The organism is Lacimonas salitolerans (assembly GCF_042677865.1).
Classification (GTDB): Bacteria; Pseudomonadota; Alphaproteobacteria; order Rhodobacterales; family Rhodobacteraceae; genus Lutimaribacter; species Lutimaribacter salitolerans.
The window spans coordinates 87,770-111,932 of sequence record NZ_JBHUDD010000041.1; the positions used below are offsets into that span (position 1 = coordinate 87,770).

Below are 24,163 nucleotides of genomic sequence, written 5' to 3' on the forward strand. Positions count from 1 at the left end.
ATGCTTTAAATTGAAAGTATTGATACATTCTTAACAATACCTGCAGTAGCCTTTCGCAAGTAACCAGTGAAAGGAGCGGGCATGCACGGGCTGATGAACCGGGCCATCGAATGCTTCATGCGCGACACCTATGGCAATGCCCGCTGGGCCGAGGTGGTTCTTGCCGCGCGACTGGATTTCGATGGGTTCGAGGCGATGTTGCGTTATGACCCGGCGCTGACCTGCCGGGTACTGGACGCGATCACCGATACTCTGGGCAAGCCGCGCGATGATCTGCTGGAAGATATCGGGACCTATCTCGTGTCGCATACCAAGACGGAACCGCTGCGCCGTCTTTTGCGATTTGGCGGGGTCACGTTCGTGGAGTTCCTGCATTCGCTGGATGAACTCCCCGAGCGTGCCCGGCTGGCGGTGGACGATCTCGACCTGCCGCCGCTGGAATTGCGTGACCACACCGCCAACCGGTTCAGTCTGACAGTGCGGGCAGAGACACATGGTTTTGGCCATGTGATGATCGGTGTTCTGCGCGCCATGGCCGATGACTACGGCGCGCTTGTGATGCTGGAACATCGGGGCGGGCAGGCGGGTGTCGAGGTGATCTCGATCGCGCTTGTCGAAACCGAGTTTGCAGAGGGGCGCAGCTTTCACCTTGGGGCAAGGGCGGGCTGACGTGGGAACGCAGGGGCTGGTTCAGGTTCTGGATGCGTTGTGCCCGATGCATGTGATGCTGTCTGGCACCGGCCATGTGACACATGCGGGCGCGACGCTGCGCAAGCTGCGCCCGGCCGAGCGGCTGAACGGTGCGCGGTTTCTCGAACTGTTCGAGGTGCAGCGCCCGCGCGGGGTGTCGGCCATGGCCGATTTGCGCCGCGCGGCAGGCGTGAAGCTGCATCTGCAGTTCCGAGACCCGCCCATGACCGGGTTCAAGGGCGTGCTGGTGCCCTGGCAGGATGGCGCGGTGATCAACCTGTCCTTCGGTATCTCGATCCTTGACGCGGTGCGGGACTACGCCCTGACCAGCGCCGATTTCGCGGCCACTGACATGACGGTGGAAATGCTCTACCTGGTCGAGGCGAAGTCTGCCGCGATGGCGGCCAGCCGCAAGCTCAACCAGCGGCTCCAGGTCGCCAAGATCGCAGCCGAGGAGCAGGCCTTTACCGACACGCTGACCGGGTTGAAGAATCGTCGCGCGCTGGATCACGTGCTGGACCGGCTGGGCGCCAGCGGCGCGACCTTTGCCCTGATGCATGTGGACCTGGATCATTTCAAGGCCGTCAACGATACGCTTGGCCATCCGGCGGGTGATCATGTGCTGCAAGAGGTGGCGCGCATTCTGGTGGGCGAAACCCGCGACGAGGATACGGTAGCGCGGGTTGGCGGCGACGAGTTCGTGCTTGTGCTGCAAGGATTGACCGACACCGGCAAGCTGGACGCAATCGCGCGCCGCATCATCACCCGCCTGGAGCAGCCGGTACCGTTCGAGGGCGAACTGGCCCGCATCTCGGGCAGCATTGGCACCAGCCTGTCCAGCCTGTATGACCGGCCAGACCCCGACCGGATGATGGCCGACGCCGACCTGGCGCTCTACACGTCGAAGCGGCAAGGGCCCGCACAGCACACGTTCTATGATCCCGGCCCCGATCCGAAGATGCTCACCGTGCCCGGACCCTGAAGTTGCGCAGTCGTTCGGCTGCCCTTTGCGATGCCGGGGACAATGTCGACAAACCGAGTGTTCAATTACGAATTTTTGGGGAAATGGCAGCCCGTAGGGGAATCGAACCCCTCTTTCCAGGTTGAAAACCTGGCGTCCTAACCGATAGACGAACGGGCCACTCTTGTGGTGTGGGCGGTGTGTAGAAAAAGCCGCCGCTGCGCGCAAGGGAAAAAACGGGGGTTGGGCAAAAAAGGTTGCGCCTGAACGGGAGGGATCAGCCGCGCACGGGCGCGGCGTCTTCGAGGCGCAGTTGCGCGCTGCGGCGGCCGCCCCATTCGTTGATCTCGATACGGCCCGCGAGGTGAAAGCGCGCGCCAGCATGACCTTCCAGAACAGGGCCAAGTGGGCCGTCGAAGGCCCCGAAGCAGATCGCGTCCAGCACCGGGCCGCTGCTATCGCCGAAACTGAGTTTCAGGTGCCCTGATCCCACCCGTTTCACGAAGCGCACAGCCATGTCGGGGAAGGCGTGGCGCGGGGCAGGGGCCCCGGCGCCGAAGGGGCCTGCGGCCTCTAGCTGGTCGATCAACTCTGGGGTGGCAGCACCCGGCATCAGCAGCCCGTCAAGGCGCAGATCGCCGGGGCCCGTCAGCCCTGCACCCTGCCTGCCCAGCAGTTCCGACAGGCGGTCCATGGCCGGTTCCAGCAGGTCGCGCGTGACGGTCAGCCCGGCGGCCATCTTGTGCCCGCCGCCCTTGAGCAGCAGCCCCTCGGCCGCAAGCCGCTGGATCGACGCGCCCAGATCGACTCCCGAGACCGACCGGCCCGACCCCTTGCCGATAGCGCCGTCAAAGCCGATCACGATGGCGGGGCGGTTGGTGGCCTCTTTCAACCGGCTGGCGACGATGCCGACCACGCCGGGGTGCCAGCCATCGGCGGCGGCCCAGACCAAAGGGGCGTCCAGCCCGCGTGCCTCGGCCTGGGCTAGTGCTGCATCGCGCACCAGTCCTTCGATCTCGCGGCGTTCGGTGTTCAGGTGATCCAGCCGCTCGGCCATCGCCATGGCCTCGACCGGGTTGTCGCAGGCCAGCAGCCGCGCGCCCAGATCGGCCGCCCCGATGCGCCCGCCGGCGTTCACCCTTGGCCCCAGCAGGAAGCCCAGGTGATAGGCGCGCGGGGCGCTGTCCATCCGCGCCACATCGGCCAACGCCACCAGCCCGGGACGCTCTCGCCGGGCCATCACGCGCAGCCCCTGGCGCACCAGCGCGCGGTTTACGCCGATCAGGGGGGCCACATCGGCCACGGTGGCCAGAGCGACCAGATCCAGCAGCCCCATCAGGTCGGGCCCCTGCCTGCCTGCGACGCGCAACTGGCGATTTGCCTCGACCAGCATGAGGAACACCACCGAGGCGGCACACAGATGCGCCAGATCGCCGGTTTCATCCTGCCGGTTGGGGTTCACCACCGCCACGCAGTCGGGCAGGGTCTCGCCGCCCAGGTGGTGATCGAGGATGACAACATCGGCCCCGCGCGCGGCGGCGATGGCATCGTGGCTCAACGTGCCGCAATCGACGCAGATGATCAGGTCGTGATCTGCGGCCAGTGCGGCCATGGCGGGTTCGTTCGGGCCATAGCCTTCGTCGATGCGGTCGGGGATATAGAGCGTCGCGGACTGCCCCAGCCCGCGCAGCCACCAGATCAGCAGCGCGGCGGAACTGCCGCCATCCACGTCGTAATCGGCAAAGATCGCGATACGCTCGCGCGCGTTGACTGCGCGCAGGAACCGTTCGGCGGCGCGCTCCATATCCCGCAGGCTGCGCGGGTCGGGCAGCAGGTCGCGCAACTGCGGTTCCAGAAACTGTGCCGTCTCGTCCGGGGCGACGCCGCGCCGGGCCAGCGTCAGGCACAGCGGCAGGGGCAGGGCGGTCTGCTGGGCCATCGCCTCGGCCTGGCGTTCCACCTCGGGGCCGGGGCCGACCCAACGGCGCCCGGTCAGCGATGTCTCGACGCCCAGATAGGCCATGCCCGGATCAGGCAAGTGGGGTGCGATAGGTCATCCGCCGCACCGATCCGGTGCGCGAGCGCATCAGGACCGTGTCGGTTTCCACATATCCCGGGCTGCGCTTGATCCCGGCGACCAGCGAGCCGTCGGTGACGCCGGTTGCGGCAAAGATCACGTCGCCGGTGCAAAGGTCATCGCGGGTATAGATGCGGTCCAGATCGGTGACACCCGCCTTGGCGGCCCGGCCCTTTTCGTCGTCGTTTCGGAACAGCAACCGGCCAAGGAACTGCCCGCCCATGCATTTCAGCGCGGCGGCGGCCAGCACGCCCTCGGGGGCGCCGCCGCTGCCCATGTACATGTCGATGCCGGTCTTTTCGGCTTCGGCGCAATGCATCACCGCGGCCACGTCGCCATCGGTGATCAGGTAGACCGCCGCGCCGGTGCTGCGCACCTCGGCGATCATCTCCTGATGGCGGGGGCGTTCCAGAATGCAGACGGTGATATCGGATGGCTTGCAGCCACGCGCCTTGGCCAGCGCCTCGACCCGCTGTTTCGGCGTCATGTCCAGCGAGACGACACCCTCGGGATAGCCCGGCCCGACGGCCAGCTTGTCCATGTAGGTGTCGGGTGCGTGCAGCATGGTGCCGCGCGGGGCCATTGCGATCACGGTCAGCGCGTTGGGCATCGCCTTGGCTGTCAGGGTGGTGCCCTCCAGCGGGTCGAGCGCGATATCGACGGCGGGGCCTGTGCCGCTGCCGACCTCTTCGCCGATGAACAGCATCGGGGCCTCGTCACGCTCGCCCTCGCCGATGACCACGACGCCCTTGATGTCCAGTAGGTTCAACTGATCGCGCATGGCGTTGACGGCGGCCTGGTCGGCGGCCTTCTCGTCGCCCCGGCCAACCCAGTCAGCACTGGCGATGGCGGCCTGTTCGGCCACGCGGGCCAGACCCAGCGACAGCATGCGGTCGTGAAATTCGGGTGTTTCGGTCATCTGAAATCTCCTTTCGCGCGCCCGTGTCAGACGCTTTCAATACGCAGAGCCACAGGCGCTTCGGTGACGACGCCGGTGGCATCCATCGCGATCAGCGCCTGATCCAGGGCTGTGCGCGTGGTCTTGTGGGTGACGATCAGCACCGGGGCCTGATCGTCGGAATGGTCATACTGGCGCATCCGGTTGATCGAGATCCCGGCCTCGCCCAGAACGGTGGCGATCTTGGCCAGCGCGCCGGGTTTGTCATGCAGCGCCATGCGCAGATAATAGGGTGCCGGCACGGCGGCGCTGGCGCGCGGCGCGCTGGACAGCGTATCGGCGGGCTGACCAAAGACTGGCAGGCGCATGCCGCGCGCGATATCGCAGACATCGCCCATCACGGCACTGGCGGTCGGGCCTTCGCCCGCCCCCGCGCCGCGCAGCACGATCTGACCCACGTCCGAGCCTTCGATCACCACCATGTTGGTGCCGCCCTCAAGCTGGCCAAGGGCCGAGGTCGCGGGCACGAGGCAGGGCGCCATGCGCTGCTCCAGCCCACGGCCGGTCATCTGCGCCACGCCCAGCAGCTTGATGCGGTACCCCATGTCGGCGGCGTGGCGGATATCCTCGATCTTGATGCAGCCGATGCCTTCGATCTCGACCCCGTCGAAATCGACCTGAGTGCCGAAGGCCAGCGCCGAGAGGATCGCCAGCTTGTGCGCGGCGTCGATGCCGCCCACGTCAAGCTCGGGGTCGGCTTCGAGATAGCCAAGCGCGTTGGCCTCGTCGAACACCCGCTCATAGCTCAGCCCGGCGTTCTCCATCCGGGTCAGGATATAGTTGCAGCTGCCGTTCATCACGCCCATGACGCGGGTGATCTCGTTCGCGGCCAGACCCTCTCCCAGCGATTTGACGATCGGGATGCCACCGGCCACCGCCGCCTCGTAGCGCAGCGAGCGGTGATTGCCCTCGGCCAGACCGGCCAGAAGCTGACCGTGGATGGCCAGCATCGCCTTGTTGGCGGTGACCACGTCCTTGCCGGCCTTCAGCGCGGCCTCGGTCGCGGCCTTGGCGGGGCCGTCGCTGCCGCCCATCAGTTCGATGAACACGTCCACATCGTCGCGGGTGGCCAGCGCGACGGGATCATCTTCCCACGCGTACTGGCTGATATTGACGCCGCGATCCTTGTCGCGGGTGCGGGCCGAGACGGCGGTGATCGTGATCTCGCGCCCGCACCGGGCCTGCAACAGTGCTGCCTGCTGGCGAACGATCTTGACCACGCCGACACCGACGGTGCCCAGACCGGCTATGCCAAGACGCAATGGGGTGCTCATCGGGGCCTCCGTCGGATTGTTCTTGTTCGGATCAGGGGCGATGTATCGGGATTGCAGGGGCCTTGCAACGCGGCAATTGCCGTTTTGCGGGCGGGCAGGCGAAAGGCGCGGTCAGCGCGCCACAGTCTGTTGCAGACGCGCGCGGCTGGCGGCATCTATCCCCGTGCGGCGCAGCCTGTCGGCGCGGCCGCGCAGGCCCGCCACGCGGGCCTCGGTCGCCGAGGTGTCGGCATCGGTGATCCGGGGCGCGTCGGCCTGTGCCACCAGCGGCTCCAGTGGTACCAGCGCGGGATAGGGCGCATTGGGGTCGATATCGTTGGTCTGGGTGTCCAGTTCGGGAAACTGGGCACAGGCGGCCAATGCGACGACCAGCGCAAGCGGCAACAAGGGATGGGGCAATCGCGCCTCCGACACTAAGGGTGCCACAGTCATGCCCTGTGACCGGCGTCATGGCAAGGCGGGGCTTTTTTCTGAACATATGTTCAGTTAATCTGCCATCATGGCACGTACCGCAGGATCGCATTCACAGACCACGGGCCCCAGGGTTCATGACGCCGCCTTGCGGCTGTTTGCGCAACATGGCTTTGCCGCCGTGTCGATGCGCCAGATCGCCGCCGAGGTGGGGGTGCAGGCCGGGGCGCTGTACAATTACACGCCCGACAAGCAAAGCCTGCTGTTCGACCTGATGCGCGGGCATATGGATGCGCTGCTGGGCGAGCGTGCGGCGCGGGGCGGGCGCGGCAGCCCGCTGGCGCGGCTGGAAGAGTTCACGCGCTTTCACATCCGCTTTCACCTGGCCCGGCCTGACGCGGTGTTCGTGTCCTACATGGAGTTGCGCAACCTGTCGCCCGAGAATTTTGCCGCGATCGAAGGGCTGCGCCGCAGCTATGAGAACGAGCTGGAAGGCATCCTGCGCGATGGCGTGGCGGCGGGTCTGTTTGCCATGCAGGATACCAAGATCGCCACGCTGGCGGTGATCGCGATGCTGACCGGGGTGACCACGTGGTATCGCCCGGCCGGACGGCTGAGCGTGGACGAGGTTGAAACGGTCTACTGGGACATGGTGCGCAAGACCGTGGCGGCGTGACGGGCACGGGTCGGGGCAATCGACCCCGCGTTCGGACCTCTCATGCCAATAGGAACGACGCGCACCCCTGGCAGGCCGGGCCGGGTCGCAGACAGGTCGGTCCGTCGGTCGATACCGCGCCCAAGAATGCCGATGGCAGATGCGCCGCGATTGACCTGCGCCCGTCGCTAGGGCAAAGCGGCCGCAGTGGCGGAGGGCTTGATGGAAAACGACGAGATACTGGCGCGTGTGCAGGTGTCGCAGGGACGGCGCCTGATGGGTGTCGCGATGCTGGTAGGGCTGGGTGCGATGCTGCTCTACCTGTCGGTTGTACAGCCGCCTGCGGGGCTTGGTTGGCGCGTGTTTCTGGTGGTGTTCGGCGTGCTGGCCGTGTTTCTGGGCGTTCGCATGCACACGGCCACGGCGCTGGATCTGGAACTGACGGCGGATGTGCTGCGCGACAGTTCCGGCACGGTTCTGGCACGGGTGGACCAGATCGAGGGCATCGACCGCGGGATATTCGCGTTCAAGCCTTCAAACGGGTTCCTGTTGCGCCTGTCCGCCAGACAGCCCAGACGCTGGGCCCCTGGACTGTGGTGGCGGATGGGCCGCCGCGTGGGCGTAGGGGGGGTGACGCCCCGGCATCAGACCAAGTTCATGGCCGAGGTGATCCAGGCCCACATCGGCGACCGGACGTGACCGAAGGCACCACGAAGCCCTGATCCAAGCCGGCGAGATCGACAATCACCGGGGCAGAATGTCCGCTGTCACCCGGCCCCGGTTCGTCCTGCGATCAGTCCTTCCAAACCAATTGAGGGGCAAAACGCGGACGTGTGAAGACGAAGTTGTAAAGCTCCTGCTCTTCGATGCCGATGTTGAAGGGCGGATAGTAGCGCGCCCATGTCTCGACCAGTATCACGCGATCATTGTTCGGCATTTTCGGAAGCTTTGCCGCAAGGTTCTTGACGTCGGTCTGGGTCAGTGGCGTCACGCCGCCCTTGGTCTTGGACCAGTCGCGCTGATAGATTTTCTTGTCTTCGTTCCAGCGCACGACCGAGACCCGCAGCTTTGATCTGGAACGTGAATTCGTCATCAGGTCGAACAGTTCCCGAGTCGTGGTCAGGTAATCATCCGTGATGTAGTTTGTTTCGCGCGACAGCAGGTCACCGACCGTGTACGAGGCCTTGATGTTCAGGCTTGATTGCCGAAAGGCGTCTGAAAACCCGTACATCGCCATCACCGACCAGAACAGTAGCGGCAGCATGATGATGCTTTCCACGGCCACCGTCCCGCGTGTGTCATCCCGAAAGCGGCGCAAGAAGGTCATGATACGGTTTACTGGCATGGGCACTACCTCGGTTCCTGAACGAATGCACTGGTTACTGTGATTGCTGCATAGCCTGCATTGTCCTTGGTCAGTTTGCGCCCGACCCCGCTGAGGGGAAAGAACGGTTGGAACTTTGCGCAGGCGCGCATGATCATGATTTCGTTGTCCATCCCGTTGGTGAACTGGCGGGGCGGCCGCACCTCTTCGGACTGGTCCGTGCAATCGGGCACGGTCGGCGGTGGGGTGAAGTTCTGCGGATCCACCCTGATCATTTCCAGCTTAAGGTTGGATTTGCACTGTGGCACCATGGCTGCCCGGTCGCAGATGATGTCCTTGATTTCATCGTGCTGCGGGGCTGTCCCCGTGCCCAGCCGGATGTCACGCACGGTCAGATCCACCGCGCGTTCCAGGGTGACGTGGCGCATTGTGACGATGCCCATTTCGACCCCTGCCAGCGTCAAGGCAATGAAGATGGGGAACATGATGACGAATTCGATCGTCGCGTTCCCGTCCTCTGCCCGGTGAAATCGGTTCAAGCGGTTCATGAGACGGCGCTTCATTGGGTCAGCCTCAACTGGTTGATCTGGCGGGCAATGGCTTCGAAGGCGTCCTTGATCTCGATGCCTTCGACCCGGAAGAAGTGGCTGGGCGAGGAAGCGCAGTTGCGCATCACGTTGGCCCCGTGGTCATCCACCTCGAACCCGATGGACCAGATGACGATCCCGGCATTCTTGGCAGCGTCGCAGATGCCTCCGGTCAGGTAGTCGCCGTGGCCTGCGCTGTATTTCTGCCAGTACCAGTTGCTGCGCTGCCACGAGCTGACATACTGGCTGAGATACCGGTTGAAATTGTTGTTGTTCCAGTGGTTGTAGTGGCTCGCATTGGCGTAATATTGTGAACTGATCCGAAAAGAGCGGTCATTCTTCCCGTCGGTCATCAGAATGATCGTTTTCAGCGTGTCAGGATCGCTGTAGGACTTCGGCCGATCCGCAAACATGGGATCTGCAGACCCTTTGGCGATCAGCCCTTGCACCAGATTGTTCGAGTCGGGATCCAGCAGCGCAACCGCCCATTTCATGCCCATGAAGATCGATGTACCCGCGCGCGGACGAAAATCATTGATCTGACGTTTCAGGGTCGTCGCGTTGCGGCTGAACGCGGTGACGGTTTCATAATCGTAGCGCGGGCAGACCGTGTCGGTCAGCGAATTGTTCCAGCCGTCCCAGTTCCACTGGTAGTGCTGCGCCTGCTCGTAGCGATGGTTCTGCCTGAGAGACGTGCTGCCAAAGAAAAAGCTGTCGGGGACTTCAACGCAATGAGAGTAGGGGTGTTTGTGATCGGTCCAGAGCAGCGAAAACAGATCCCGTCCGATGTTCACATGTTCAGAATAGGGCACCATCGTGATCGAGACGTTGTCGTTGTCGTCGCCACGCAGAACCGTGTCCACAAAGCTGCGCGCCGCAGCCTGCATGTTTTCCAGCTTGTTGTTGTTGCGCATCGAACCCGAGATATCCAGCACCATCGAGACTTCGACATTCTCGATCCGCTCTTCCGCGGTACCGAGCGCGGGGGCGGTCAGGGTCTTGATCCCGGCCAGATGCATCAGGGTGGTGTTGACCTCGACCTCGGCATCGGCCGAAACGGTACGAAAGTTGATACCCTCGGAGACGGTGACCGAACTGAGGTAATCGCCCATGTTGGATTTGTCGAAGTAATCTTGGACCACCGCTGACGGCTCCAGTTGCTGATCCAGGTCCGCAGCGGCCAGAACGGCGCGGTCCAATGTCGATTGCAACCTTGTGCGCGTCATCTCGTTGCGCATAAGGTCTACGCCAATGCCGCCCACCATCAGGATCATCATGAAGAGCATCAGGGCGAAAAAGACCATTGCACCGTCTTCGTCACGTTGAAACCGCCGAAAGAACGCCACAGTGGAGCGTCTGTAGTCAGGCCGCAATCCGATGAACTTGTCTCCGTTGGCCATCACGAACACCTCTTTCAACAACCACAGGGCCGAATCGGGCTCACGACGGAGACCTTTCGGAACAGTGTTCATCTATGGCTAGGATATGTGGCCAAAATCAGGTGTGAATTGTGGCAAAAATTGAGCATTGTTTCAAGCACATGGGCTATCCGCCGGCTTTTCTGTCAACCTGTTCCGACTGAGAAACCGGCCTGTGGCCCTTGTTCCCGGGATGCGTAAGAAATGGACGTTTCGGACTGAACCGTTAAGGTGCCGGAAAGAGGTTGGAAGGCAAGGATGGTCGGATCGGCGGGCCAATTGCCCCGACAGCGAGGGAGGAACGCATGACGAGCATGGCAGAACCGAGTTTCCGCGAAAGCGTGGACCTGATGTTCAACCGAGCGGTGGCGCTGATGGACCTGCCCCCGGGGCTGGAGGAAAAGATCAGGGTCTGCAACGCCACCTACACGGTGCGCTTTGGCGTGCGGCTGCGCGGGCAGGTGCACACGTTTACCGGCTATCGCTCGGTGCATTCCGAACACATGGAGCCGGTCAAGGGCGGCATCCGCTTTGCCGCCAACGTCCATCAGGACGAGGTCGAGGCGCTGGCGGCGCTGATGACCTATAAATGCGCGCTTGTGGAAACCCCCTTTGGCGGATCAAAGGGCGGGCTGCGGATCGATCCGCGCCAGTATGAAGAGCATGAGCTGGAACAGATCACCCGCCGATTTGCCTATGAGCTGATCAAGCGTGACCTGATCAACCCGGCCCAGAACGTTCCGGCGCCCGACATGGGCACAAGCGAGCGTGAGATGGCCTGGATCTCGGACCAGTATGCAAGGATGAACACCACCGATATCAACGCCCGTGCCTGCGTCACCGGCAAGCCGCTGAACGCAGGCGGCATCGCAGGCCGGGTCGAGGCGACGGGCAGGGGGGTGCAATTTGCGCTGCGCGAGTTCTTCCGCCACCCCGAGGACATGAAAAAGGCCGGGCTGCACGGCACGTTGGAGGGCAAGCGCGTCATCGTTCAGGGGCTGGGCAACGTCGGCTATCACGCGGCCAAGTTCCTGTCGGAGGAAGACGGCGCGCTGATCACTGCCGTGATCGAACGCGATGGCGCGGTGGTCAACCCCAAAGGGTTGCCCGTGGAAGAGGTGCACAACTGGATCGCGCGCCATGGTGGGGTGTCAGGTTTTCCCGACGCCACGCATGTGGCCGACGGCGCAAAGGTTCTGGAAGAAGAGTGCGACATCCTGATCCCGGCCGCGCTTGAGGGTGTGATCAACATCGAGAACGCCGCCCAGATCAAGGCCGCGCTGATCATCGAGGCAGCGAATGGCCCGATCACCGCCGGCGGCGATCAGATCCTGCGCGAAAAGGGCGTTGTGATCATTCCCGACCTGTACGCCAACGCGGGCGGTGTGACCGTGTCCTATTTCGAATGGGTCAAGAATCTCAGCCATATCCGCTTTGGACGGTTGCAGCGTCGTCAGGAAGAGGCACGCCATCAGCTGGTGGTGGACGAACTGGAACGGCTGGACCGCTATCTTGGCGATGCGTGGTCGATGTCGCCGGGCTTCAAGGAGAAATACCTGCGCGGCGCGGACGAGCTGGAACTGGTGCGCTCGGGGCTGGATGACACGATGCGCACAGCCTACCAGTCGATGGCCGAGGTCTGGCGCGCCCGCGACGACGTGACCGACCTGCGCACGGCCGGTTTCATCGTCGCGATCGAGCGGGTCGCGCAAAGCTATCGGGCCAAGGGCATCTGATGCGGGGGGCGGCTCTGCTGTGTCTGCTGTTGTGGTCTGCGCCGATGGCGCTGGCCGATGCCGGGGACGTGCTGCGCGGCTTTGCCGAAGATCTCTATGCCACGAGCGAAGCGACCGGTGGCTCGCCCGAGGTGTGGGACAGGCTGGAGGAGCAGGCGTTGAGTGGCCTTGCGCAGGCGCAGAGCCTGACCGCGCCCGGCGACCGTGGCCGAACGCCGCTGATGGTTGCGGCGGCCAATGGCTATGGCTTTGCGGTCCGGTGGCTGCTGGCACGGCCCGAGGTCCGCGCCACGCTGGATGCCCGCGATGACGACGGGATGAACGCCTGGGATCTGGCGCAACTGGCCCTGCGTCAGACAGCATTTGCCTGTCGCCCGAGGGTGCAGAACGCCGCCGTTGTGGTGCCTGTGATGGTCGGGCTGCCCTATTACCTTGACCGCCAGCCCTATCCGGGGATTGCCAACGCGCTGGCCGGGGCCGGTGCGGATACCGGTACGGCGGAATTGCGGGCGCATTGGCTGTCGGTCTGTCCACGCTCGGCCCCTGACCTGCGCGCGGCCATCGCCGGGGGCGCGCCGGTGCAGCCCACGCTGATGGCGGGCGCGCGCGATGTCTTGCTGGCGAAATGCTCGGAAGAGGCGCGGCTGAAGCATCGCAGCCTCCTGCGGATGTTCGGCAAGCGCACCGACGCGGCGGGCGTCATCGCGCAGTCGCGCGACATCACCCAAGCCAGGATCGCCGCCTGCGAGGCCGAGTTGGAGGGATTTCTGCCCGACTGACACGCGCCGCCCGATTGCGCCAAAAACAGTCGCAGACAGACCAGTTCCTGTCGAAAAGCGCAGCCCGGCGGCCCGACCAGCATTGCTAGTCTGGCCGGGACTTGGTTGTCTGGGACCGGTCGAGGCGGGAGTATCTCATGCGGTTTTCGGGCCTGCGCATCCTGAAGGAAGGGTTGACCGGCAATCGTGGCTGGCAGCCGCATTGGCGCGATCCGGCCCCGAAACCCGAATATGACATCGTGATCATCGGTGGCGGCGGGCATGGGCTTGCGACCGCCTATTACCTTGCCAAGGAGCATGGGCTGACCAATGTGGCCGTGCTGGAAAAAGGCTATATCGGCGGCGGCAACGTGGGGCGCAACACCACCATCGTGCGCGCCAATTACAACCTGCCGGGCAATTCCGAATTCTACAGCCATTCCCTGAAGCTGTGGGAGGGGCTGGAGCAGGATCTGAACTACAACGCGATGATGAGCCAGCGCGGCGTGCTGAACCTGTTTCATTCGGACGGGCAACGCGACTATGCCGCGCGGCGCGGCAATTCGATGGCGATCCAGGGCGACGATGCGGTGCTGCTGGACCGCGACGGCGTGCGCAGGCTGGTGCCTTACTTGGATTTCGACAATATCCGCTTTCCGGTCTACGGCGGGCTGTACCATCCGCGCGGCGGCACCGCGCGCCACGATGCGGTGGCCTGGGGATTTGCGCGGGGGGCGGATCAGCGCGGCGTCGACATCATCCAGAACTGCGAGGTCACGGGCATCGACATCGAAGCCGGTCAGGTGCGCGGCGTGCAGACCTCGCGCGGGGCGATCCGGGCGAAAAAGGTGGGCATCGTGGTGGCGGGCCGGTCCAGCCAGGTGGCGGCGATGGCGGGGATGCGCCTGCCGATCGAAAGCCACATCCTGCAGGCCTTTGTCACCGAGGGGCTGAACCCGGTGATCGACCATGTCGTGACCTTTGGCATGGGGCATTTCTATATCAGCCAGTCCGACAAGGGCGGGCTGGTGTTCGGGGGCGATCTGGATTTCTACGCTTCGTATGCCGCGCGCGGCAACCTGCCCATGGCCGAGCATGTGATGGAGGCGGCGATGACGCTGATGCCGATGATCGGCAAGGCGCGGGTGCTGCGCAGTTGGGGGGGCATCATGGACATGTCGCCCGATGGCAGCCCGGTGATCGACCGGACCGACATTGCCGGTCTCTATCTCAATTGCGGCTGGTGCTATGGCGGGTTCAAGGCGGTGCCGGGGTCGGGTAACTGCTTTGCCCATCTGCTGGCGCAGGACAGGCCCCACAAGGCGGCGGCGCGGCTGCGGCTGGACCGCTTCCGCACCGGTGCAGGGATTATGGACGAGGAGGGCACCGGTGCGCAGCATAACTTGCATTAGCGCTGCCTGGCCGAGTGCGGGAGCCCCCGGCGGGAGTTTATTCGGCAAGATGAAGCAGGGGACACGGCGATGAGGATGCCCTGTCCGATCTGCGGCAGCCGAGACATCCGCGAGTTCGACTACATGGGCCACGCACAGGCGCTGGACCGGCCCGCGCCGGATGCGGGCGACGTGGTGTGGGACGATTATCTGCACAACCGCGACAACCCGGCGGGGCCGACGCGCGACCTGTGGTTTCACGGGCAGGGCTGCGGCGCGTGGCTGGTCGTGGCGCGCGACACCGTCACGCATGAGGTGTTCGGCGCGGAACTGGCCCGCGACGTCAAAAGGGGTGCTGCATGAGGCTGGCGACAGGCGGGCAGATCGACCGGGCGCAGGCCCTGTCCTTCACCTTTGACGGGCGGCGGTATCAGGGGGTTGCGGGCGATACGCTGGCCTCGGCCCTGATGGCAAATGATGTCCGGCTGGTGGGCCGGTCGTTCAAGTATCACCGCCCGCGCGGGATCTTCAGCGCCGGATCGGAAGAGCCCAACGCCCTGGTCACGCTGGGCAGCGGGGCAGGGCAGGACCCCAACCAGCGCGCCACCATGGTGGAACTGGTGGAGGGGCTGGATGCGCGCAGCCAGAACCGCTGGCCCAGCCTGGACTATGATCTGCTGGCGCTGAATGATCTGGCGGCACCCTTTCTGGGGGCGGGGTTTTACTACAAGACCTTCATGTGGCCCGCGAAATTCTGGGAGCGGCTGTACGAGCCGCTGATCCGTCGCGCGGCGGGGCTGGGGGCGCTATCGGGCCAGCACAACCCGGATCGGTACGAGCGTGCCTTTGCCCATTGCGATCTGCTGGTGATCGGCGCGGGGCCTGCGGGGCTGATGGCGGCGCTGGAGGCGGGGCGCGCGGGGCTGGATGTGATTCTGTGCGACGAGGACACGCGCCCCGGCGGGCGGCTGAATGCCGAGCGGATCGAGGTGGTTGGCCAGCTGGGCGCAGAGTGGGCAGCGGGGGTCGTGGCGGAACTGCGCGCGCTGGCAAATGTGCGGGTGATGACGCGCACCACCGTGACCGGGGCCTATGACGGTGGCACCTATGGCGCGCTGGAGCGTCTTGCGCCCGATGTGGCCGCGCGCGACGGCGCGCCGCAGGCGTGTTTTTGGCGGATCACGGCGCGGCGGGTGATCCTGGCGGCGGGCGCACTGGAGCGGCCCATCGCGTTTCGCAACAACGACCGGCCCGGCGTGATGATGGCCGGGGCCCTGCGCACCTATGTCAATCGCTGGGCGGTGGCGCCGGGGCGCGCGGTGGTGGTGTTCGGCAACAACGATGATGCCCATCGCACGGTGGCCGATCTGCTGGCCGCGGGCGTGCATGTGGCGGCGCTGGTGGATTCGCGGGCCGATGCGCGCACGGATCTGCCGGTGCGCCTGTATGCCGGGGCGCAGGTCTGCGACGTGCAGGGGCGCAGCGGCGTCGCATCGGTCAGCATCGCGACGGTCGGCGGCGTCGAGAAGGTGCAGGCCGATTGCCTGGCCATGTCGGGCGGATGGAACCCGACGATGCACCTGACATGTCACCTGGGCGGGCGGCCCGAATGGTCGCCCGAGCTGGCCGCATTCATACCGCGGGCAGGTGCCGTGCCGGGCATGACCGCTGCGGGGGCTTGCGCCGGGGTATTCTCTACCCACGGCTGTCTGACCGCCGGGGCCGAGGCCGCGCGCGCGGTGATTGCCGATCTGGGGCATCGCGCCCCCGCGACGGACCTGCCGCAGGCCGAGGATGCGCCCTATCGCATCGCGCCCTTGTGGACGGTGCCGGGCAAGGGGCGTGCCTGGCTGGATTTCCAGAACGATGTGACGGTCAAGGACGTGCGCCAGGCCGCGGATGAGAATTTCACCAGCGTTGAGCATATGAAACGCTACACCACGCAGGGCATGGCCCCGGACCAGGGTAAAAGCTCGAACGTGAACGCGCTGGCGGTGCTGGCCGATGCGACGGGGCGCGGCATCCCGGAAACCGGCACCACCACCTTTCGCCCGCCCTTCGTGCCGGTGCCGATCGCGGCGCTGGGGGCGGGGGCGCAAGGCAAGGGGTTTGCCCCGCAACGGTTCACCACCAGCCACACGGCCAGCGTCGAGATGGGCGCGCCGATGATCGAGGCGGGGCTGTGGTATCGCCCCAGCTATTTCCCCCGCACGGGCGAGCGGACATGGCGGCAAAGCTGCGACCGCGAGGTGGGGATGATGCGCAATGCCGTGGGTGTCTGTGATGTGTCCACGCTGGGCAAGATCGACATACAGGGTCCGGACGCGGGGGCGTTTCTGGACCTGCTGTATGTCAACACGTTCTCGACCCTGAAGGTGGGGCGCGCGCGCTACGGGCTGATGCTGCGCGAAGATGGCCATGTGATGGACGACGGCACCACGGCGCGACTGGCCGAGGCGCATTTTGTGATGACCACCACAACCGCCGCCGCTGGGCCGGTGATGAAGCATATGGAATTCGTGCATCAATGCTTGGCGCCCGATCTTGATGTCAGCTTCATCTCGGTGACCGAGCAGTGGGCGCAGTTTGCCGTGGCGGGGCCGAAATCGCGCGAGTTGCTGAACGGGCTGCTGGATGCGCCGGTGGACGATGCGGCGTTTCCGTTCATGGGCTGCGGCGCGGTGTCGGTGAATGGCATTGCCGCGCGGCTGTTCCGCATCTCGTTCTCGGGCGAGCATGCCTATGAGATCGCCGTGCCCGCACGGTTTGGCGACAGCCTGTTCCGGGACCTCGTGGCGCGGGCCGAGGCGATGGGCGGCGGCGCCTACGGGATGGAGGCGCTGAACGTGCTGCGCATCGAAAAGGGGTTCATCACCCATTCCGAAATCCACGGGCGCACCACGGCCTTCGACATCGGCATGGGCCGGATGATCAGCGGCAAGAAAGACTGTATCGGCAAGACCATGGCGGCCCGTCCGGGGCTGGTGGACGAGGGTCGCGCGCAACTGGTGGGTCTGGTTCCGATGGGGGCGGTCAAGCAGTTGACGGCAGGCGCGCATCTGTTTGGCCCGGAGGATTACACGCAGCCCGACAACGATCTGGGCTACATCACCTCGGTCGGATTCTCGCCCACTTGCGGGCATTTCATCGGGCTTGGCTTTGTCTCGGGCGGGGTGGCGCGGATGGGCGACACCCTGCGCATGGTGGATCGGATGCGCGGGGTCGAGACGCAGGTGCAGGTGGTGGATCCGGTGTTTTTCGACAAGGACGGAGGGCGCGCGCGTGGCTGAATTGCTGGCAACGACGCCCTGTGCCGGGCTGCTGCCCATCACCGTAGGGTCGGTCACGGCCGAGGAGGCCGCGGCAGGGCCGATGACCGCGCTGGCCCCGTTCAAGGGGCAGACGGGCGGGCTGGCGGATGCCTTGCAGGCGGCGCATGGGCTGGGCTGGCCCGCGCCGGGGCAACGCATGGTGCAGGGCGCGGCGCGGATCATGTGGTTCGGCCATTCCCATGCGTTGCTTACGGGCGCGGCGCCTGATCCGGCGCTGGCGGCCCATGCGGCGCTGACCGATCAATCCGACGCATGGGCGGTGGTGCGCCTGCACGGGGCCGGCGCGCGCGATGTGCTGGCGCGGCTGACGCCGCTGGACCTGCGCGATGCGGTTTTCCCTGCGGGCACCTGCGCGCGCAGCGATCTGGCGCACATGCAGGGGGCTGTGCTGCGCACGGGCGATCAGGCGTGGCAGGTGATGGTGTTCCGGTCGATGGCCGCGACGCTGGTGCATGATCTGGAGATCGCGATGCGCGCCGTTGCAGCGCGGGGCTGACAGGGCTTGCACCCCGGCATCGGCTTTGCCATCAACAGGTCAGTCAGTCTGAAAGGATGCAGACCATGCGAACAGTCCTGGCCGTTCTGGCCCTTGCCGCCGCAAGCGCGGCCCATGCCGAAACCGAAGCCGAGCGCATGGCGCGCTGCGATGCGCAGACCGAGATCGTGGCGCAGGCGCTGGAAATCCGCGCCGAGGGGCGAAACGAAAACCGCGCGATCCGCCAGATCACCCGCGCCCGCGCCGATCTTGAGGCACCCTATACCGAGGCGGTCAGCCCGCTGGTGGGCTGGATCTTTTCGCTGAACGCGGCCGAGCTTGAGGCCGATGTGGCCGGTGAATTCCGCGCCGCATGCGAAGGCTACAAGCCCTGATCGCAGGCGCGCATCTGGACAAAGCCGCGCACAGGCCCGATATTCAAGGGCATGAGTTTGCCCCCCGGATTCCTTGACGAGTTGCGCAGCCGCACCAGCCTGACACAGGTGGTGGGCCGCAAGGTGATGTGGGACAACCGCAAGTCCAATCAGGGCAAGGGCGACATGTGGGCACCTTGCCCGTTCCATCAGGAAAAAACCGCGTCTTTCCATGTGGATGACCGCAAGGGGTTCTATTATTGCTTTGGCTGCCACGCCAAGGGTGACGCGATCAGTTTCGTGCGCGAGACCGAGAATGTGGACTTCATGGAAGCCATCGAGATCCTGGCCCGCGAAGCCGGGATGACGTTGCCCGCCCGTGACCCGCAAGCCGCGCAAAAAGCCGACAAGCGCGGCGAACTGGCCGAGATCATGGAGCGGGCGGTGAAATTCTTTCGCCTGTCGCTGAACCAGCAGGCGGCGGGTGCGGCGCGCGAGTATCTGGTGCAGCGTGGGCTGGACCAGGCGGCGCAAGAGCGGTTCGAACTGGGCTATGCGCCCGAGGGCAACGCGCTGTTTGCCCATCTGACCGGGCAGGGCGTGGACCCGCAAAAGATCATCGATGCCGGGCTGGCGGCACGACCCGACGATGGGCGCGCGCCCTATGACCGGTTTCGCGGGCGCATCATCTTTCCGATCCGCGATCCGCGCGGGCGCTGCATTTCGCTTGGCGGCCGGGCGATGGACCCGAACGCGCGGGCGAAATACCTCAACGGTCCCGAGACCGAGCTGTTCGACAAGGGCCGCAGCCTGTACTGGCATGGCCCGGCGCGCGAGGCGGCAGGCAAGGGCCAGACCCTGATCGTGGCCGAAGGCTACATGGATGTGATCGCGCTGGTGCAGGCGGGGTTTGCGGCCACGGTGGCCCCGCTGGGCACCGCCGTGACCGAGGATCAGTTGCGCCTGTTGTGGCGGATCGCGGACGAGCCGGTGATCGCACTGGATGGCGACAAGGCCGGGCTGCGCGCCGCGCACAGGGTGATCGACATCGCGCTGCCGCTGTTGGAGGCGGGAAAATCCCTGCGCTTTGCGCTGATGCCCGAGGGGAAAGATCCCGACGATCTGATCCGCGCCAGCGGGGCAGGGGCCATGCAGACCTTGCTGGACCAGGCGCTGCCGATGGTGCACCTGCTGTGGCGGCGCGAGACCGAAGGACAGGTTTTCGACAGCCCCGAACGGCGCGCCGCGCTGGACCGCAGCCTGCGTGAGCGGATCAAGACCATCGCCGACCCCTCGATCCGCAGCCACTATGGGCAGGCTATCAAGGAGATGCGCTGGCAGTTGTTCAACCCGCGCCGGCCCGGGGGCAGCGGACCGAAAGGGCGCAAATGGCAGCCGCCGGGCACGCCGCAGGCGAGCACGAAATCCTCGGTCCTGGCGGGGGCGGGGGATCATGTACAGGAGCATATCCGCGAGGCGGTGATCCTGGCCACTTTGGTGGTTACGCCCGAGCTGATCGAAGAGGTCGAGACACAGCTTGAGCGGATGGAATGCCGCGATCCCGATCATGCCGCGATCCGCACCGTGCTGCTGGGACTGCCGCCGGGGGAGGATGCGCAGCAGGCCGTGGCCGCACATCTGGGGGGAGAGGCCCTTGAAAACCTCATGCACTCTCCCCACGTCGCCATATGTCCTGCGGTGCGACATCCCGGAGATGCCGAGCAGGCCCGTCTGACCCTGTCGGAAGTGTTCGGCAAGCTGATCGCGCTGCGCGGTCTGGATGCCGAGGTGGCCGAGGCCGCCGAAGAGATGACAGGGCTGGCAAACGAGGCGCTGACATGGCGGTTGCGCGAGGCGGCAGAGGCGTGCAACCGCGCCCTGCGCAGCCAGCAAGAGGACAGGGCCGCCTATGATCAGGGGGACAATGGCATGATGATAGACCGCGACGAACGCAGCGCATTTGACGCGCTGCTCAGCAAGATCACGTATTCGAAACCGGGCCGCTAGAGGTTCCGGTGAGGATTAGGTAAACAAAACTGGGTAAACGGTGCACGAATCACCCGTAACGCGTTATTGATTCGGACTCACAGCGAATCACCTCACGCCCGACGCACCTTGCAGGAGCAATGAATGGCAGCCAAAGACGCCGAAGACAGCCAACAGGACGTCAGCGAAGCCGAAGTCTCGCTCGACATGAGCCAGACCCAGGTCAAGAAGATGATCGCCGAGGCGCGCGAGCGCGGCTACATCACCTATGATCAGCTCAACCAGGTGCTGCCACCCGACCAGGTGAGTTCCGAACAGATCGAGGACGTGATGTCGATGCTGTCCGAGATGGGCATCAACATCATCGAGGAAGAGGAAACCGACGACGACGACGGCAAATCGACGGCGATCGTCGAAACCTCGTCCAACCGTGACGTGACGCTGTCCAGCGGGACGGCGGAAAAGCTGGACCGCACGGATGATCCGGTGCGCATGTACCTGCGCGAGATGGGCTCGGTCGAACTGCTGAGCCGTGAAGGCGAGATCGCCATCGCCAAGCGGATCGAGGCCGGGCGCAACACGATGATCGCGGGCCTGTGTGAAAGCCCGCTGACGTTTCAGGCGATCACGATCTGGCGCGACGAACTGCTGTCCGAGGATATCCTGCTGCGCGATGTGATCGATCTGGACGCCACCTTTGGCACCCAGATGGAAGGAGATGTCGAGGAGTCCGTGGTCGAGGCTGCCAATGTGTCCGCTGCGCCCTCCGAGAAGAAGGACGATCAGCCCGAGCTGGATGCCGACGGCAATCCGCTGAACACCGACGGCGACGACGACGAGGACGAGCAGGCCAACATGAGCCTGGCTGCCATGGAAGCGGCGCTGAAGCCGCGCGCGTTGGAAACGCTGGACCGGATTGCGGATGACTATGCCCGCCTGTCCGCCATGCAGGACAGCCGGATTTCCGCAACCCTGAACGAGGACTCCAGTTTCTCGACCGCCGAAGAGGAAACCTATCAGTCGCTGCGGTCCGAAATCGTGTTGCTGGTCAACGAACTGCACCTGCACAACAACCGGATCGAGGCGCTGATCGATCAGCTGTATGGCATCAATCGCCGCGTGATGTCGATCGACAGCGCGATGGTCAAGCTGGCCGATCAGGCCCGCATCAACCGCCGCGAGTTCATCGACGAATACCGTGGCCGCGAGCTGGACCCGAACTGGCTGGACGACATGGCCGAGAAGTCCGGGCGCGGCTGGAAGATGCTGATGGAGCGGTCGACCCCCAAGATCGAGGAACTGCGCGCGGACATGGCGCAGGTCGGTCAGTACGTGGGTCTGGATATCAGCGAATTCCGCCGCATCGTGCAGCAGGTCCAGAAGGGCGAAAAGGAAGCCCGCCAAGCCAAGAAGGAAATGGTTGAGGCCAACCTGCGTCTGGTCATCTCGATTGCCAAGAAATACACCAACCGCGGCCTGCAATTCCTTGATCTCATTCAGGAAGGCAATATCGGCCTGATGAAGGCGGTGGACAAGTTCGAATATCGCCGGGGCTACAAGTTCAGCACCTACGCCACATGGTGGATCCGGCAGGCGATCACCCGCAGCATCGCCGATCAGGCGCGCACGATCCGCATCCCGGTCCACATGATCGAGACGATCAACAAGCTGGTGCGCACGGGCCGCCAGATGCTGCACGAGATCGGCCGCGAACCCACGCCCGAGGAGTTGGCCGAGAAACTCCAGATGCCGCTGGAAAAGGTCCGCAAGGTGATGAAGATCGCCAAGGAGCCTATCAGCCTCGAAACGCCCATTGGCGACGAGGAAGACAGCCAGCTTGGCGATTTCATCGAGGACAAGAACGCGATCCTGCCGCTGGATTCCGCCATTCAGGAGAACCTGAAGGAAACCACCACCCGTGTCCTGTCCAGCCTGACCCCGCGCGAGGAGCGTGTTCTGCGCATGCGGTTCGGTATCGGCATGAACACCGACCACACGCTTGAGGAAGTGGGCCAGCAGTTTTCCGTGACCCGCGAACGCATCCGCCAGATCGAGGCCAAGGCCCTGCGTAAGCTGAAACATCCCAGCCGCAGCCGCAAGCTGCGGTCGTTTCTGGATCAGTAGGTCGGGACTGGCGGTTCTTGGGTTGGACTCCGTTTAGCTGGTGGAAGGCAAGGAATCGCGACGCGCGGCTTGGTGCGGCGCTTGGCGGGGTCGTGGACGGCGGTCAGCACGAAGAGGAAATCCGCGAGAGGTTTTCCACACTCCGGTTCGACGGCGACGCACCGGTTTTCGATGCGGATCTGTGCATTCTGGCTTTCTTCAACCGCAGCGGCTCCAACCTGCTGGGGGAATATCTGTCAAGTTTGCCCGGCTGCGGCGGGTTTGGTGAATCCCTGAATGCCCCGATGATCCGGCGCATCTCGGAAGATGCCGGCATCGGCTCGTTTCCCGATTACATCCGTCATCTGGTGAAACGTCAGGCGGGCCAGCGGCTTTGGGGCGTCAAGGCCGCGCCAGGCCAGATATCGTTTTTGCTGCGCTGGAACATTCCGGCCATGTTTCGCACCGCGCGTATCATTCACATCCGGCGCAATGATCTGGTGGCGCAGGCCGTATCGCTGCATTTTGCACAGGCAACCAAGGTCTGGACCTCGCGACAGCAGTCCGCGCAGGAAGTGGACCCCGATGTCGAGTACGACTTTGACGACCTGCGCCGCAAGTTGCACAGCGTGCAGAAAGCGAATTGCGATATCGAGGTTCTGGCAACTGTGTCGGGCCTGCCGGCGCAGACCATCCTTTATGAACAGATGGTCGCGCGCCCGACACAGACCGTGCACACGCTGGCCGATTTTCTGGGCATGGATGCCCAAGACTGGATCGCGCCACAGACACGGATGCAAAAGCAGATCATGTTGGCCAAGTCTGACATGGTGGCCCGGTTTCGTTCCGATTTGACGGCCAGTGTTTTGCGGACAGGATGATTGTCGACGCTGTTGCAGCCCGGCGTTGCGCGGAAGTCTTGGTTGAAACGTCGCATCGGCAAAAATGCCCGTTTTGGGCTGTTATGGGCGGTTTTTGGGTCGATTTGAGCGATTTTCGGCAGGTTGACGCAAGTTCTTCTGGCGCGAATGTGACGGGCGCGGTAACCTGCACCCACGCATATCACCGGGAAAACCCGGCACTGTGATAGTGCGGATATAGTCTCATCAGGATCACAATCATGCAAGATATCGAACAGACGACTGCCAATGCGGTCAACGAAGAAAAAAAGGCCCGCCGCAAGATTGCCCGCAAGATCGCGCTGGCGTTCTGGACGGCCGAGTTCAAGAAATCCAACCCCGAGGCCGATGATGCCACGATCAAGGCGGCCTGGGGTGATGCGCGTCGGGAAAAGACCAAGGCCGCGTTGGTTGCAATGCGCCGGTTGGAAAAAAACGGTGTGGTGATTGCACCCGCGCAGACCGAGGCCAAAGCAGCCTGAGTGCGCAACCACGTTCGGTCTCAGGGCAGGCGAAAGCCTGCCCTTTCGCGTTTGTGGCACAGGGCGGGTCGGGCAAAGCCAATGCTGCGCTGCCTGCGCCTTGGCATATGCGTCGTTCTCACCCAATCGTGAGAACCCGGCCCGCTCTATGCACTATAGTTCTGGGTATGGAGGATAATACTACAGTTGCGGATATCGGAGATCTCTGATTCAACTCTATTCGAGGGAATGGGAGGGTTGGGTCATGACTGTATCGGACTGGGCTGGGGCGG

22 protein-coding genes and 1 tRNA gene are annotated in these 24,163 nt (G+C 64.4%); 15 read left to right on the forward strand and 8 right to left on the reverse strand.

All coding sequences use genetic code 11. The annotated features are described in order from the left end of the window. Positions 1-81: 81 nt before the first annotated feature. The gene (locus ACFTOW_RS05875) at positions 82-669 is read left to right on the forward strand and encodes a heme NO-binding domain-containing protein (RefSeq protein ID WP_379914026.1); all 588 of its coding nucleotides are present in this window, start codon (positions 82-84) and stop codon (positions 667-669) included. A gap of 46 nt (positions 670-715) precedes the next feature. Continuing rightward, entirely contained in the window at positions 716-1,672 is a 957-nt protein-coding gene (locus tag ACFTOW_RS05880) for a diguanylate cyclase domain-containing protein (RefSeq protein WP_379914077.1), read from the forward strand. A gap of 84 nt (positions 1,673-1,756) precedes the next feature. On the opposite strand, the gene ACFTOW_RS05885 is transcribed toward ACFTOW_RS05880, so the two are convergent. The 5 genes from ACFTOW_RS05885 to ACFTOW_RS05905 all read right to left on the reverse strand — a co-directional run bounded on the left by ACFTOW_RS05885 (position 1,757) and on the right by ACFTOW_RS05905 (position 6,392). Further along, a tRNA-Glu gene (locus ACFTOW_RS05885) sits at positions 1,757-1,831 on the reverse strand. 97 nt (positions 1,832-1,928) lie between these two features. Beyond that, positions 1,929-3,674, reverse strand: a complete 1,746-nt coding sequence (recJ, locus tag ACFTOW_RS05890; RefSeq protein ID WP_379914028.1) for a single-stranded-DNA-specific exonuclease RecJ — start codon at positions 3,672-3,674, stop codon at positions 1,929-1,931. A 7-nt stretch (positions 3,675-3,681) separates the two neighbouring features. Then, a complete protein-coding gene (gene glpX, locus ACFTOW_RS05895) occupies positions 3,682-4,647 on the reverse strand; it encodes a class II fructose-bisphosphatase (protein WP_379914030.1) in 966 nt (321 codons plus the stop codon). Between the two features lie 26 nt (positions 4,648-4,673). Continuing rightward, entirely contained in the window at positions 4,674-5,960 is a 1,287-nt protein-coding gene (locus tag ACFTOW_RS05900) for a homoserine dehydrogenase (protein WP_379914032.1), read from the reverse strand. A 111-nt stretch (positions 5,961-6,071) separates the two neighbouring features. Beyond that, positions 6,072-6,392, reverse strand: coding sequence for a hypothetical protein (locus tag ACFTOW_RS05905; protein ID WP_379914034.1), 321 nt, complete (start codon positions 6,390-6,392; stop codon positions 6,072-6,074). Positions 6,393-6,459: 67 nt separating this feature from the next. Here ACFTOW_RS05905 and ACFTOW_RS05910 point away from each other — a divergent pair, with 67 nt between their 5' ends. Further along, complete coding sequence (locus ACFTOW_RS05910; protein ID WP_379914036.1) at positions 6,460-7,047, forward strand: TetR/AcrR family transcriptional regulator; 588 nt, start codon at positions 6,460-6,462, stop codon at positions 7,045-7,047. A 201-nt stretch (positions 7,048-7,248) separates the two neighbouring features. Continuing rightward, complete coding sequence (locus ACFTOW_RS05915) at positions 7,249-7,725, forward strand: hypothetical protein (RefSeq protein WP_379914038.1); 477 nt, start codon at positions 7,249-7,251, stop codon at positions 7,723-7,725. A 94-nt stretch (positions 7,726-7,819) separates the two neighbouring features. Here ACFTOW_RS05915 and ACFTOW_RS05920 read toward each other — a convergent pair whose 3' ends face one another. From ACFTOW_RS05920 to ACFTOW_RS05930, 3 genes are read right to left on the reverse strand one after another with little or no spacing between them, the layout of a single operon-like run. Beyond that, the gene (locus ACFTOW_RS05920; RefSeq protein ID WP_379914040.1) at positions 7,820-8,371 is read right to left on the reverse strand and encodes a TadE/TadG family type IV pilus assembly protein; all 552 of its coding nucleotides are present in this window, start codon (positions 8,369-8,371) and stop codon (positions 7,820-7,822) included. Positions 8,372-8,376: 5 nt separating this feature from the next. Continuing rightward, positions 8,377-8,913 (reverse strand): TadE/TadG family type IV pilus assembly protein, encoded by a 537-nt coding sequence (locus ACFTOW_RS05925; RefSeq protein ID WP_379914042.1) that lies wholly within the window; start codon positions 8,911-8,913, stop codon positions 8,377-8,379. Then, positions 8,910-10,409, reverse strand: a complete 1,500-nt coding sequence (locus ACFTOW_RS05930; protein ID WP_379914045.1) for a TadE/TadG family type IV pilus assembly protein — start codon at positions 10,407-10,409, stop codon at positions 8,910-8,912. The genes ACFTOW_RS05925 and ACFTOW_RS05930 overlap by 4 nt, the downstream gene beginning before the upstream one ends. Positions 10,410-10,660: 251 nt before the next feature. Between ACFTOW_RS05930 and ACFTOW_RS05935 the strand changes: the two genes are divergently transcribed. The 11 genes from ACFTOW_RS05935 to ACFTOW_RS05985 all read left to right on the forward strand — a co-directional run bounded on the left by ACFTOW_RS05935 (position 10,661) and on the right by ACFTOW_RS05985 (position 23,891). Further along, positions 10,661-12,091 carry a Glu/Leu/Phe/Val family dehydrogenase gene (locus tag ACFTOW_RS05935; RefSeq protein ID WP_379914047.1) on the forward strand — a complete coding sequence of 477 codons (1,431 nt, stop codon included), beginning with the start codon at positions 10,661-10,663 and terminating at the stop codon, positions 12,089-12,091. Beyond that, positions 12,091-12,870 carry an ankyrin repeat domain-containing protein gene (locus ACFTOW_RS05940; protein WP_379914049.1) on the forward strand — a complete coding sequence of 260 codons (780 nt, stop codon included), beginning with the start codon at positions 12,091-12,093 and terminating at the stop codon, positions 12,868-12,870. The genes ACFTOW_RS05935 and ACFTOW_RS05940 overlap by 1 nt, the downstream gene beginning before the upstream one ends. Positions 12,871-13,007: 137 nt before the next feature. After that, on the forward strand, positions 13,008-14,261 hold the full coding sequence (locus ACFTOW_RS05945) for a sarcosine oxidase subunit beta family protein (RefSeq protein ID WP_379914051.1): 1,254 nt from the start codon (positions 13,008-13,010) through the stop codon (positions 14,259-14,261). A 69-nt stretch (positions 14,262-14,330) separates the two neighbouring features. Then, complete coding sequence (locus tag ACFTOW_RS05950; RefSeq protein WP_379914053.1) at positions 14,331-14,603, forward strand: sarcosine oxidase subunit delta; 273 nt, start codon at positions 14,331-14,333, stop codon at positions 14,601-14,603. After that, positions 14,600-17,530 carry a sarcosine oxidase subunit alpha family protein gene (locus ACFTOW_RS05955; RefSeq protein ID WP_379914055.1) on the forward strand — a complete coding sequence of 977 codons (2,931 nt, stop codon included), beginning with the start codon at positions 14,600-14,602 and terminating at the stop codon, positions 17,528-17,530. The genes ACFTOW_RS05950 and ACFTOW_RS05955 overlap by 4 nt, the downstream gene beginning before the upstream one ends. After that, positions 17,523-18,068: a sarcosine oxidase subunit gamma gene (locus tag ACFTOW_RS05960; RefSeq protein WP_379914057.1), complete on the forward strand. Its 546-nt coding sequence runs from the start codon at positions 17,523-17,525 to the stop codon at positions 18,066-18,068. Before ACFTOW_RS05955 ends, ACFTOW_RS05960 begins: the two co-directional genes overlap by 8 nt. A gap of 65 nt (positions 18,069-18,133) precedes the next feature. Beyond that, the gene (locus ACFTOW_RS05965; RefSeq protein ID WP_379914059.1) at positions 18,134-18,442 is read left to right on the forward strand and encodes a hypothetical protein; all 309 of its coding nucleotides are present in this window, start codon (positions 18,134-18,136) and stop codon (positions 18,440-18,442) included. Between the two features lie 51 nt (positions 18,443-18,493). Then, on the forward strand, positions 18,494-20,428 hold the full coding sequence (dnaG, locus tag ACFTOW_RS05970; RefSeq protein WP_379914061.1) for a DNA primase: 1,935 nt from the start codon (positions 18,494-18,496) through the stop codon (positions 20,426-20,428). Positions 20,429-20,551: 123 nt separating this feature from the next. After that, a complete protein-coding gene (gene rpoD / locus ACFTOW_RS05975) occupies positions 20,552-22,531 on the forward strand; it encodes an RNA polymerase sigma factor RpoD (protein WP_379914063.1) in 1,980 nt (659 codons plus the stop codon). 17 nt (positions 22,532-22,548) lie between these two features. Beyond that, a complete protein-coding gene (locus tag ACFTOW_RS05980; RefSeq protein ID WP_379914065.1) occupies positions 22,549-23,391 on the forward strand; it encodes a Stf0 family sulfotransferase in 843 nt (280 codons plus the stop codon). A 239-nt stretch (positions 23,392-23,630) separates the two neighbouring features. Then, positions 23,631-23,891 carry a hypothetical protein gene (locus ACFTOW_RS05985; protein WP_379914067.1) on the forward strand — a complete coding sequence of 87 codons (261 nt, stop codon included), beginning with the start codon at positions 23,631-23,633 and terminating at the stop codon, positions 23,889-23,891. The last annotated feature ends 272 nt before the right edge of the window (positions 23,892-24,163 follow it).

Excerpts from the sequence above, each read along its gene's own strand:
- ACFTOW_RS05875 (WP_379914026.1), top strand. The coding sequence starts at position 82 with ATGCACGGGCTGATGAACCGGGCCATCGAATGCTTCATGCGCGACACC.
- ACFTOW_RS05880 (WP_379914077.1), top strand. The coding sequence starts at position 716 with ATGCATGTGATGCTGTCTGGCACCGGCCATGTGACACATGCGGGCGCG.
- recJ (WP_379914028.1), bottom strand. The coding sequence starts at position 3,674 with ATGGCCTATCTGGGCGTCGAGACATCGCTGACCGGGCGCCGTTGGGTC.
- glpX (WP_379914030.1), bottom strand. The coding sequence starts at position 4,647 with ATGACCGAAACACCCGAATTTCACGACCGCATGCTGTCGCTGGGTCTG.
- ACFTOW_RS05900 (WP_379914032.1), bottom strand. The coding sequence starts at position 5,960 with ATGAGCACCCCATTGCGTCTTGGCATAGCCGGTCTGGGCACCGTCGGT.
- ACFTOW_RS05905 (WP_379914034.1), bottom strand. The coding sequence starts at position 6,392 with ATGACTGTGGCACCCTTAGTGTCGGAGGCGCGATTGCCCCATCCCTTG.
- ACFTOW_RS05910 (WP_379914036.1), top strand. The coding sequence starts at position 6,460 with ATGGCACGTACCGCAGGATCGCATTCACAGACCACGGGCCCCAGGGTT.
- ACFTOW_RS05915 (WP_379914038.1), top strand. The coding sequence starts at position 7,249 with ATGGAAAACGACGAGATACTGGCGCGTGTGCAGGTGTCGCAGGGACGG.
- ACFTOW_RS05920 (WP_379914040.1), bottom strand. The coding sequence starts at position 8,371 with ATGCCAGTAAACCGTATCATGACCTTCTTGCGCCGCTTTCGGGATGAC.
- ACFTOW_RS05925 (WP_379914042.1), bottom strand. The coding sequence starts at position 8,913 with ATGAAGCGCCGTCTCATGAACCGCTTGAACCGATTTCACCGGGCAGAG.
- ACFTOW_RS05930 (WP_379914045.1), bottom strand. The coding sequence starts at position 10,409 with ATGAACACTGTTCCGAAAGGTCTCCGTCGTGAGCCCGATTCGGCCCTG.
- ACFTOW_RS05935 (WP_379914047.1), top strand. The coding sequence starts at position 10,661 with ATGACGAGCATGGCAGAACCGAGTTTCCGCGAAAGCGTGGACCTGATG.
- ACFTOW_RS05940 (WP_379914049.1), top strand. The coding sequence starts at position 12,091 with ATGCGGGGGGCGGCTCTGCTGTGTCTGCTGTTGTGGTCTGCGCCGATG.
- ACFTOW_RS05945 (WP_379914051.1), top strand. The coding sequence starts at position 13,008 with ATGCGGTTTTCGGGCCTGCGCATCCTGAAGGAAGGGTTGACCGGCAAT.
- ACFTOW_RS05950 (WP_379914053.1), top strand. The coding sequence starts at position 14,331 with ATGAGGATGCCCTGTCCGATCTGCGGCAGCCGAGACATCCGCGAGTTC.
- ACFTOW_RS05955 (WP_379914055.1), top strand. The coding sequence starts at position 14,600 with ATGAGGCTGGCGACAGGCGGGCAGATCGACCGGGCGCAGGCCCTGTCC.
- ACFTOW_RS05965 (WP_379914059.1), top strand. The coding sequence starts at position 18,134 with ATGCGAACAGTCCTGGCCGTTCTGGCCCTTGCCGCCGCAAGCGCGGCC.
- dnaG (WP_379914061.1), top strand. The coding sequence starts at position 18,494 with ATGAGTTTGCCCCCCGGATTCCTTGACGAGTTGCGCAGCCGCACCAGC.
- rpoD (WP_379914063.1), top strand. The coding sequence starts at position 20,552 with ATGGCAGCCAAAGACGCCGAAGACAGCCAACAGGACGTCAGCGAAGCC.
- ACFTOW_RS05985 (WP_379914067.1), top strand. The coding sequence starts at position 23,631 with ATGCAAGATATCGAACAGACGACTGCCAATGCGGTCAACGAAGAAAAA.